The organism is Collinsella sp. D33t1_170424_A12, from assembly GCF_015554865.1.
In the GTDB taxonomy this organism is placed as follows: Bacteria; Actinomycetota; Coriobacteriia; order Coriobacteriales; family Coriobacteriaceae; genus Collinsella.
In genome coordinates, this window is sequence record NZ_JADNJJ010000032.1 from 1 (window position 1) to 10,066 (window position 10,066).

Below are 10,066 nucleotides of genomic sequence, written 5' to 3' on the forward strand. Positions count from 1 at the left end.
CCCGTCGACATGAGCGAGGCAGAGGCGCGCGCGTTGGCCCGCAAGAACGGCTTCGAGCTCGTCGAGCTGCTCCAGGGAGCGCGTCCTGGGGAGCAGCTCCTCGTTGTCCACTGCGCGAGCTGCGGCAGGCAGTCGGTGGAGCGCGTGGGCGACGTCAGCTTCGGCTGCACCTGCGCGAAGTCGAAGAAATAGATGGTGCGGAGCCGCTCTGACAGGGAGTGCTCAATATGGATGGGGTTTTGGAGGCGTCGCCATATTGATAGAATCGTTCAGCTGATTGATGCCAGGCGTATAACAGAGAAGATACTCATGAGCGGCGCTAATTCTTTTTCGGGCATCGAGAGACGTTCGTTTCTGCAAAATATAAGCCCCCACAGCGTTCTTGATTCCAAAGACTTGTGATATCAAAATCCGTTGCTACACCAATCGGGCGTAGTCCTGCCTCTGGTGAAACACGTGGGCGATGACGACCGCATCGCCCTCAAAGTAGTGCAGCATGATGTAGGAGTTGACGCGGCAGGCGTGGTAACCCAGCTTCGCGACCTCCGGCAACTTGCATAGCCCGTAGTCGATAACGCCGCTTGCGAGCAGCTCGAGCTGGTGCCTGTAGTCCTCAATGAAATGGCGGGCGGGTTGCGCGCCGAATCCGCTGAGATATTCGACGATGTCCTCGACCTCGAGCTCCGCCGTCGGGAGAATCTTGACGTCATAGGCCATACTTTTCCTCGATCGACGCGAGGGATTCGAAGGCGTCTTTGGCGAGACCGTCGTTGCGCTCTCGTTCCGCCAGGGCGATGCGTCCCATCAGGCGCGCGCGGGCAAGCTCGGCCTCCATGCGATCGTAATCCTCGGAACGCATCACGACGAATTTACTGTATCCGTTTTTAGTGACCGTAACCGGACCGGCAGAAGACTCAACCAGCTCGGCGAAGCGAGAGGTGTCGCGCATATCTTTCACGGGAACGCAGACTGGCATAAGGACCTCCTTGCATAATTGTGTACATAATTATAGCAAGTAACCTGCGCTTTGCAGGCCGACTGTCCGGGCTTTGCGTTTTCAGGATAACTCCGCCATAGGCAAAATGGCTGATTCGCAGGCTTCCTTTGGCTCTCCAACAAGATCAAGAAAACCAACGGCAGCGGGCTACGAGCGGATTTACGAATACAATGGCGAGCGTCTCCTTCTTACGGGGATAGGCCTAAACGGTTTCATGGTGAGCGCCTATCCATTAAAGAATAGGAAGGCGCAATGATGAAGACCCTCAAGATTTCACTCGACTTCCTTGCCGGTCCATTGTGGAAGGACGAATTCATCGACGGTGAAACCTGCACCGGCATTCCCGCAATCGACAACGACGAGGCCCTGCAAGCCCTCAATGACCAAATTTGCGAACTGTACTCGTCTTACTACGAGTTCGACTCGCACGACCAGGCCTGCTGGTTCAACGAGGAGCAAGAGAGGGTCGACAAGCCCCTCATGCTCGAGCTCCTGGGCAGGCTCAACGCCCGCATCGCGGAGCTGAACGACGGCTCCTTCGTCGTGGACGACCAGGAGACGCCGCGCGTCGAGGCTCTGTAGCGAGCAAGCTGCTCGAACGTCGGCAAGGGCCGTTCTCGCCGCGGGGCGCTTCATGGAGGCGACGGGTTTGCCGCAATAGCCGCAGCTGGCAAAGCCATCGGGCTTATCGGGGCGGGACCGCGAGAGCGGTTCTGGGTTATAGGACAGAATCTGGACATAATCAGGACATGTCCTGATTATGTCCAGATTACGGGTGATTCTCATTGACGGCGATGGCTGCGTCGCACTCTTCGCCTATGAATGCGAGAGCTGGAATCGAAAAGACGACGCCCCCAGGCTCCACGGTGAGATCTGCATTGAGTTCGATCCCATCGCCGTGTGCCCACAATGGCGTTGCGAAAACACCTGCTCGTAGGCATGATTCGGCAAAGCTAGGCGCGCTCGGGGCCAGCCGGTCGCCGCTGCAGAACTATGTCCGCAGAGGTGCTTCAATTGTCCTATCAACATGGAGGCCCGGTTGGCAGTCCAAGGGCCGCATCTAGGGAAGGACGGTTGGTTTATATGTCCGAGAATCTCGCAGTCGTCAAGGTGAGCGCAACGGCGGAAGACAAGGTCGATCCCGACCTCGCGGTTTTCACCCTGCGCTTTGGTAAGAAGTGCGAGACCCAGCAGGCGTGCGCCGATGATTTCGCTGCGGAGCAAGATCGCGTGATCCGTGCGCTCGAGCCCTTCGGCATTGCAGATGACCTGGGGTTCGATGGGTATTCGTCCTACCTGTGTACCTCTGGTCGTCGCGCTGTCGCCACGGGTTATGAGTACTATTGCTCCGCGACGCTCAAGGTCGAGCGGGAGGGCCGTGATATCGCGGCCATCTGGGCGGCGCTCGCAGGCCGAGTCTCGACGGCTCGCGTGAACCTGCATTTCGGGCTTAGCGACGAAGACACCGAGGAGCGGGGTCTGATAGGCACCGCGGTCGCAAAGGCCCGGTTGAGCGCCGAGGCGCTTGCGGCGGCGGCTGGGATGGAGCTCGCCGGCGTAAAGGAGATTCGTTACAACCGTAGCGGGGATTCCTGCTTCTGGGGTGCCGTCTGTGCCGACGGCTGCGCGGCCCCGAACGGCGCAGCAAGCTCCATGCCGGACCTCCATCCCGAGCCGATTGATGTTGCATGCAGCGTGGATGTGGATTGGTGGCTCAAGCCCTCGGCATGATTAATTGTGCAATAGCTACTGCATAATTTGTTCGGCGCGTTGTCGCTCAGCATCGGCTAGCTGGCTCCATGCTCTTAAATCGACTCGCATAATTCTGCGAACTGCATGAATCGCAAAATTATGCTAAGTAGGCTAGTGGTAAAATATTGCGACAACGCGCGAATGGAGGCTGGCAGCTATGGTTGACGCATTGGAGATCGGTTATGCGATAAAGCAGCGACGTGCCGAGCTCGGGCTCACGCAGGCGCAGCTGGCGGAAAGATCCGGGGTTTCAAAGCGCTGCCTGTGGTCGATGGAGCTGGGCCAGAGCTCGGGTGTGCAGCTGGATAAGCTCACTGCGGTGCTGACCGCCTTGGAGCTTGAATTGACGCTGGGCCCTGCTGACAAGAACCGAGAGGATGCCGCGAAGCGGACCTCGGATATCCCCGCAGGTCTGGACGAGTTGTTCCGACCCCAAGAGGGCGCTTTGGAGGCGCTGCGTATCTTGACGGGAGGCAAACATGGCGAGTAAGGACCTGGACGTCTATATCGCGGGCGATCACGCCGGAACACTATCTCAAGGCGAATCCGGCTCCCTTACATTTGAATACGGCAGCACCTACCGTGGTGTTCCGCTCTCCTTGTCGATGCCGCGTTCGACGCGAGCATATCATGATCGCGTTGTCCGTCCATATCTTTGGGGGCTCTTGCCCGAGGACCCTGATGCGCTGAAGGGCATATCAAGGTCGACGGGGGTGTCGCCGAGTAACCCGTTCGCGCTGTTGGCGGTCATCGGGAGAGACTGCGCTGGCGCCGTTCAATTCTGTGCGCCGGGCTCGTATCCAAGTCGCGGGTCCAATCTCGTGCCAATCACGGAGGCACAAATTGCCGAGCGACTTTCCGAAGGCCGGGCGGGCGGCAGGGGCTGGCTGGCCGAAAACGAGCGTTGGAGCCTGGCGGGTCAGCAGAGTAAATTTGCACTTAGAAAAGACGGCGGTCGCTGGTTCTCCTGTGAAGGTGATGCCCCTACAACGCACATGCTGAAAAGCGGCGTGAGAGGCTTGGAGCACCAGGCACTCAATGAATATGTTTGCATGCGCCTGGCCGCCTTGTGCGGAATTCGTTCTGCGCACGTGTCTTATCGAGAATTTGAGGGTGCTCATGGGCTTGAGCCAGCAATAGTGATCGAACGTTATGACAGGAAATGGGATAACGGGAAAGTCACACGTTTGCATCAGGAAGATTTCTGTCAGGCGCTTGGTTGCCTTCCGGAGAAGAAGTACGCAGCCGACGGTGGGCCGGGTGTGAAGGAAATCGTCGGGGTGCTTAAGCGTGCCGCGCAATCTCAGATAAATGTCGTCGAGTTTCTTCAGATGCTCTTCTTCAACTATCTCATTGCTGGAACCGACGCGCATGCAAAGAACTATTCGGTAATGTTGGCTCCGGGGGCTGTGTGTCGTCTGGCACCGCTATACGATGTCGCTTCTATGGCTCCTTACGTTGACGAACGGGTGTGGGAGCATAAACCAGCCAAGCTCGCCATGTCCATTGGTGGCGAGAATCGTGTCGGGCATGTTAGTGTCCGAAGCGTGCAGAAGATGGTCGACCAGTGCGGCCTGGAAGAGCTTGGCATTACCGTCGAGGGATGCGTGGCTCTTGCAATCGAGTTGGCGAACAAAATACCGGGGAATATCGCCGCGGTGTTCGATGGGCTTGAAAAGACGGAAGTAGGCCAGCCCGCGCGTGAGTTGAGGAGCCATATGGAGAAGTCGATTGTCAGGTTATGCGAGAAGTCGATCGCGCACCTCGAGTTCGATGGCTAAAGCCACAGAGGTCAGCCGATCGTCGCCGTCGCTGTTTGTCTTCACACGGTGCTTTTCGCGTGATCCGCGCGCTCAAGCCCTTCGGCATAATCAATTTTGCAACAGCTGCTGCAAAATTCGCTCGGCGCGTCGTCGCTCGTGATTGACCAGCGGTCCCTTCGCCGTGGACGACCAAGAGACGCCGCGCGTCGAGGCCTTGTAACGAGCGGGTAAGTCGGAGTGAAGATGGTTGGAGGCGAGCGTCAACGCCGCGGACGGTACCTGGACGCGCTGGTTTCTCAGCTGTATACTCGTACGTAGTATTTCCGTACACAAGCTACTCCGCAAGAGGAGGACGACATGGCAGCGCTTGCTTTGGAAAAGCCCTGCAGGATGGACCTGAGGCTCACTGGCGCGCAAAGGGCCAGCTACGAGGAGGCGGCGGCGCTCAAGGGCCAGACGCTCACGCAGTGGTCGACCTCCAAGCTCGATGAGGCGGCGGCGGCAGATATAGAGGCTGCGCGCCTCACCAGGCTCACGGGGCCCGCATTCGAGGAGTTCTGCGCGATGCTGGACGCCCCGCTACCGGAGTCGACCCGCGAGCTTCTTGTCCGTGAGGAGATCTGGGTATGACGGCTGGGTTCTCCCGGCCGGTCCAGCTTTCGGCTGGGGAGCGCATAGAGGGTTTCCATTGCGGCGTTGAAATCGTTGGCTCGTGGGCTGCGCGCCATGCCGCCACCGCCCGTGCCCGTGGCACGGCCGTCATCTATGTGTCGCGCTGCGCCGGGCGCGTAGCGGGCTTCTATACACTGAGCACGCATTCCGTCGTGCGATCCGATGTTGGCGGCGGATGGCTCACCCGTAACGCTCCCTCCCAGGTCCCTGCTGTGTTCCTTGGGATGCTCGGCGTGGATGACGATTTCAAGGGGATGGGCCTTGGCGCCGCTCTGCTGCGCGATGCGATCATCAATGCCTCCAAGGTCGCGGCTATCGCCGGTGCACGGGCGCTCGTGGTCGATCCCGTGGATGATTCGGCCGCGGCGTTCTATGCCCGTTTCGGCTTCAGGCGCATAGGAGATTCGGGTCGTATGGCCATCAGACTGTAGATGGACGACGGGCTTGCCTTCTCGGAGGTGAGCGCATTCGCATATATGGGTGAGGTTCGCTCTCGGTGCGCAGTCGCTCCAACGCGTCACGTCTGCGCCTGGTCCAACCCTTTGTGGAAGGCCCGCGCTTTCTCACGAAGATCGCTGTGGTTGAAGACGATGCGGTATCGGTAGCCAGTTTCATCAGCCGCGTGCTGAAGGCTGCTCCTACACCTCATCCAACAGCACCGCGGCCTCGATCCCGCGTTCTCCGTCCTTTTGGAATGCCAGCGGGAGCACGTCGCCCGCATGGACGCCCAGGTCCTGCTCGGGTTCGTTGAGCAGCGTTCCTAAGATCGTGCCATCCCGCAGGTCGCACAGCCGCAGCCAGACCAGCTCCGGTTTGGCGGGCCCGCTTGGTAGTAACAGCACCTGCACGTCGTCTGGGAACAGGGGATGGCGGATGGGGTCGAGGAACTCCGTGTCGCGCAGTTCGAGCACCGCCGGATTCTTGGGCGCATAAACCTCGTCCGCCTCGTACGTGAACCGCTCGAACGCATGCGGGTCTATGCCCGTGGGGCACCATATTGCCTGGGTGAGCGCCCCGGCCCTGATAATCGCGAACAGGCTCTCATCACGCTCGTGGGTCACCCAGCTCGCCCCGTCGATCGCCGCGGGGCAGATGTAGCGAAAGCTCAGGCCACATTGACAGTCGATATAGGGCCAGGCCAGGATGCCGGCTTCCACTTCCTCGGGAACCGCCTTGAGCCATGTGCCGTCGTCGTCTGGACCCGGGGCCAAGAACACCACGTTGTCCATGAGTGCGCGAAAGCTCGTTTCGCCTACGAGCCACACGGCTTCGGCCGGCATGGGGTCGGGGGCATACAGCTCGCCTGCGGGGCCGAGTCCCACTGGATCCGCGCATCGCTCGAGCCATTGGCTGGTGGCGAGCTCGGGGATAGGCTCCTGCTGGCATCGCGCCCGGAAGCGCGCACGGATGTCCTCCACGTTGAGCCCGGGCATGTCGAACTCCGCATGCTCGAAGAGGCGCCAGCGCTCGTCGTCCAGCAGATGCAACAACGTAATCTGCGCTTTGCCTTCGTATTCGTACACGTCGACCACCTTGAAGCGCGATTCCGGCAGGGCGACGTGCAGGCCCCAGTTTGTGTCGTGCTCGTATTCGGTAAGGTCGTGCATGTGGTTGGAAAGGATGGCGAAACGGTGCGTTGCGATCATGCCGCCCACGCGGCAGGAGGCATCGACGGGCGCTTTGTCGCGGATAACGAGCCCGGGCGCGTAGAGCTCGGCGACACGAGGATCGAGGTCGACGTCTCGCACATAGGTGGTGAGTCCGGGCAGCATATCGTTCAACGCGCCCTCGAGCTCTTCGACGCCGACGCCGAGCGTTCCCCTGGTCTCTTTGTCTAAATTGGTTTCCATGGCTGCTCCTCGCGTCTAGAAGTTGTCAAGGGTGGTATTCCCAGCGTCTTGGGGAAGGAAGTTCGCCTGCAGTTGATCTTCATCTACCTTCCCTTCTCGACGTTGGGTCCGTGCAGGATGTTCGTATGCTTGGCGACCATGTTATCCTCCCCGGTCGCATGTGTGCGTACTGCAAGATGGACATGAAGCGGCAGGTGGAGAAGGATTCTGGAAGCGCTCGCCGAGTCGCCTTTGCAATATCCTGCGAACGCTTGAATCACAAAAGCTGCGACAGGGTGCGGGATGGGTTCACTTCGGTGCATCTGGCGGGCGGGCGCCATTCGAAGGGGCTTTCGCGTTTCCCGTCCCTAACGGAGATTGGAGGAGCGTCGACGCGCTCATGCCCTCTATGCGCCCTTTAGGGCGTTCGTTCGGTTTTATGAGGTGCTGCTCGAAATATAATGACTGGATTCGTGCATTCGAGAAAGGATGGGTATGCCGATGAGGAGATGTGACAACGGGCTTACCAAGGACAGGGCGCGGCGGGCCGCCGCCTTCGTGCTCTGCGCGGGGCTGGTGGCCGCTGCCCCCGCGGCGGCGCACGCGCTGGAGAGCGTGCCCGCGAGTGCGCAGGGGCGGTCGGCCTCGGCGGCGCAGGGCGCCAGCGCCCAGGCTGCCCAGCCGGCCCAGCCGGCCCAGATGAAGATCGAGGACTACCTCAAGAGCTGCTGGAAGGAGCGGAGGACCGAGGTCGATCTCACGCCGTACGGCATCACCGATGAAGAGCTGAACACCGTCCTCTTCGGCATCCACTACGAGGAGCCCGAATACTATTGGACCATTCGCTACCAGGTATATGACACGGATAGGGTGACGGGAAAGGTCACGACGTATTATCCGCAGTACACCGACGAGGTGGGCACCCCGTTCGACCGCAGCGAGGAGCTGGAGCGCGAATGGGACGTCGTTCGGATGCTCACGGAAAACTGCACCACGGATGTGGAGAAGGCGCTCGTCGTGCACGACCACCTCGTGCGCACCATCACCTACAGCAAGAAGCTGGGCACCCATATTCCACACGATATCGAGGGCGGTATCCTGGAGAAGCAGTGCGTGTGCGAGGGCTACGCGCTCGCGTATAAGTACTATATGAACCGTTTGGGCGTCCCCTGCAAGGTGGTGAGCGGTGCCGCGGGCGGGGAGTCCCACGCGTGGAACCAGATCGAGATCGACGGCAAGTGGTACATGGTTGATGCCACCTGGGACGATCCCAACGACTCGGACCACACGGTCAAGCACCAGTATTTCCTGAAGAGCGAGCAGGATTTCCCCCGGCACGATTGGGTCAAGGACAACTTCGAGCGCTGCACCGACACCACCTATGACGATGCATCGTGGGCTCAGATGTCGCGCAACATGGCCGGCCACCAGGGGTCCCTCATCGTTCCCGGCTACTTCATAGGCGACGACGGATTGAAGACCGGCATCTGGAAGTTCGATGCGAAGAACCTGGCGGCCCCAGGCACGCTGGCCGTCGAGATCAACGACACGTGGGAGCTGAGCTCGGGCCAGATGGGCATGGGCTTGGCGGAGGTTTCCTACTACGACGGCATGCTGTACTACAACACGCCGAAAGCGGTGTGGCGATGGGACTTCTCGGAACCAGCCAAGCCCGAGAAGGTCTTCGAGCTCGACAAGAACGACCCCGATCAGATCTGGTACCTGCACGTGGCGGATGGCAAGGTTTATTACGAGACGGCGCGCTATGCAAACGACGTTCGGGAGCACCGCGAGTTCGTATTCGACAAGGACTTCCAAAAGGTCGCGCATCCCATCGCGGTGACGGGCGACGTGCTCGAGCTCAAGGTCGGCGGCAGCCCGAAGGGCGACTTCCTGCGCGCTGCCGCCCCGGGTGCGCTCTCGTTCGCATCCAACGACCCCTCGATCTGCGAGGTCGAGCCGATCATGGGCGGCAAGTCCGTCCAGCTGCATCCGAAGAAGGCGGGCAGGACGACGGTTACGGTCACCGCGACGGAAACGGACCACTACCTGCCGGGTAAGAGGGACGTGACGATCATCGTCACCGGGGATGAGCCGGTGGAGGAGAAGTCAACCGTAAGCTTCGAGGCGGGTCCCAACGGCACGCTGCGGGCGGTCGACAGCGCGACGAAGGAGGGCATCTCCAGCGGCGCTCAGGTAGACAAGAACACGAGCGTCCTGTATTCGGCCACCCCGGAGACGGGCTATTCCGTGAAGCAGTGGGTCGTGAACGGAAGCGTTTACAGGGAGCAGGGGAGCGTCTACACGGGCACCGAGCTCCTGCGCACGGTGACGGCTGCCGCGGACCATGTGAAGGTCGAGTTCGCGAAGGATCCCGAGCCCGAGCCCAAGGAGTTCACTGTCACCTTCAAGCTGGGTTATGAGGGCGCCAAGGATCCCGAGCCGGTGAAGGTGGCCGAGGGCAAGACGGTGTCAAAACCCGCCGCCGACCCGATGCGCGAGGGCTATATCTTCAAGGGATGGTTCAACGGCGCCGCGCTCTACAGCTTCGATACCCCGGTGACGGCAGATCTGACCCTTACGGCGAAGTGGGAGCAGGTCGTCGAGCCCGCGCCGCAGGTCGACAAGTCCAAGCTGCGTGCCGCGTTCGACGAGTGCAAGGTGCTGGATGCCAAGGATTACACGACGATGACCTGGTATCCGTTCTCGGCCGCCCTCGATTGCGCGCAGCGGGTCCTGAAGGATGAGGACGCTAACCAGCCGCAGGTCGATGAGGCCCTGAAGGGGCTCGAGGCCGCCCGTGCCGGCTTGAAGAAGGTCGAGAAGATCGCCTTCGCCGACGTCGACGAGGGAACGTCGCACAGGGCCGAGGTCGAGTGGCTGGCCGCCAACGGCGTCAGCAAGGGCTGGCCAACCGCCGACGGCGCCTTCGAGTTCCGCCCCTACGCCACGGTGAAGCGCGCCGACATGGCCGCCTTCCTCTACCGCCTGGCCGGCGAGCCGGAGTTCGACGCCAAGGACGTCGCCTTCGCCGACGTGGACGAGAAGACCCC

11 protein-coding genes are annotated in these 10,066 nt (G+C 60.7%); 8 read left to right on the plus strand and 3 right to left on the minus strand.

Going from position 1 to position 10,066, the window contains the following annotated elements; genetic code table 11:
* A partial coding sequence (locus I2E26_RS01575) for a hypothetical protein (RefSeq protein WP_195419353.1) occupies positions 1-192 on the plus strand: 192 nt, incomplete at its 5' end.
* A gap of 225 nt (positions 193-417) precedes the next feature.
* Here the strand turns inward: I2E26_RS01575 and I2E26_RS01580 are convergent.
* The gene (locus I2E26_RS01580; protein ID WP_195419354.1) at positions 418-717 is read right to left on the minus strand and encodes a type II toxin-antitoxin system RelE/ParE family toxin; all 300 of its coding nucleotides are present in this window, start codon (positions 715-717) and stop codon (positions 418-420) included.
* On the minus strand, positions 707-976 hold the full coding sequence (locus I2E26_RS01585) for a type II toxin-antitoxin system prevent-host-death family antitoxin (RefSeq protein ID WP_229056322.1): 270 nt from the start codon (positions 974-976) through the stop codon (positions 707-709). Before I2E26_RS01585 ends, I2E26_RS01580 begins: the two co-directional genes overlap by 11 nt.
* Before the next feature lie 273 nt (positions 977-1,249).
* Here I2E26_RS01585 and I2E26_RS01590 point away from each other — a divergent pair, with 273 nt between their 5' ends.
* The 6 genes from I2E26_RS01590 to I2E26_RS01615 all read left to right on the plus strand — a co-directional run bounded on the left by I2E26_RS01590 (position 1,250) and on the right by I2E26_RS01615 (position 5,615).
* Positions 1,250-1,579: a hypothetical protein gene (locus tag I2E26_RS01590; protein WP_229056323.1), complete on the plus strand. Its 330-nt coding sequence runs from the start codon at positions 1,250-1,252 to the stop codon at positions 1,577-1,579.
* A 501-nt stretch (positions 1,580-2,080) separates the two neighbouring features.
* A complete protein-coding gene (locus I2E26_RS01595) occupies positions 2,081-2,728 on the plus strand; it encodes an SIMPL domain-containing protein (protein ID WP_195419356.1) in 648 nt (215 codons plus the stop codon).
* A 178-nt stretch (positions 2,729-2,906) separates the two neighbouring features.
* The gene (locus tag I2E26_RS01600; RefSeq protein ID WP_195419357.1) at positions 2,907-3,239 is read left to right on the plus strand and encodes a helix-turn-helix domain-containing protein; all 333 of its coding nucleotides are present in this window, start codon (positions 2,907-2,909) and stop codon (positions 3,237-3,239) included.
* Entirely contained in the window at positions 3,229-4,530 is a 1,302-nt protein-coding gene (locus tag I2E26_RS01605; protein ID WP_195419358.1) for a type II toxin-antitoxin system HipA family toxin, read from the plus strand. Before I2E26_RS01600 ends, I2E26_RS01605 begins: the two co-directional genes overlap by 11 nt.
* A gap of 339 nt (positions 4,531-4,869) precedes the next feature.
* Positions 4,870-5,142, plus strand: coding sequence for a DUF1778 domain-containing protein (locus tag I2E26_RS01610; protein WP_195419359.1), 273 nt, complete (start codon positions 4,870-4,872; stop codon positions 5,140-5,142).
* Positions 5,139-5,615, plus strand: coding sequence for a GNAT family N-acetyltransferase (locus I2E26_RS01615; protein ID WP_195419360.1), 477 nt, complete (start codon positions 5,139-5,141; stop codon positions 5,613-5,615). The genes I2E26_RS01610 and I2E26_RS01615 overlap by 4 nt, the downstream gene beginning before the upstream one ends.
* A gap of 207 nt (positions 5,616-5,822) precedes the next feature.
* Here the strand turns inward: I2E26_RS01615 and I2E26_RS01620 are convergent, their stop codons facing one another.
* On the minus strand, positions 5,823-7,034 hold the full coding sequence (locus I2E26_RS01620; RefSeq protein ID WP_195419361.1) for a hypothetical protein: 1,212 nt from the start codon (positions 7,032-7,034) through the stop codon (positions 5,823-5,825).
* A 474-nt stretch (positions 7,035-7,508) separates the two neighbouring features.
* Between I2E26_RS01620 and I2E26_RS01625 the strand changes: the two genes are divergently transcribed.
* The coding region (locus tag I2E26_RS01625) for a transglutaminase domain-containing protein (protein ID WP_229056324.1) at positions 7,509-10,066 on the plus strand (2,558 nt) is incomplete at its 3' end.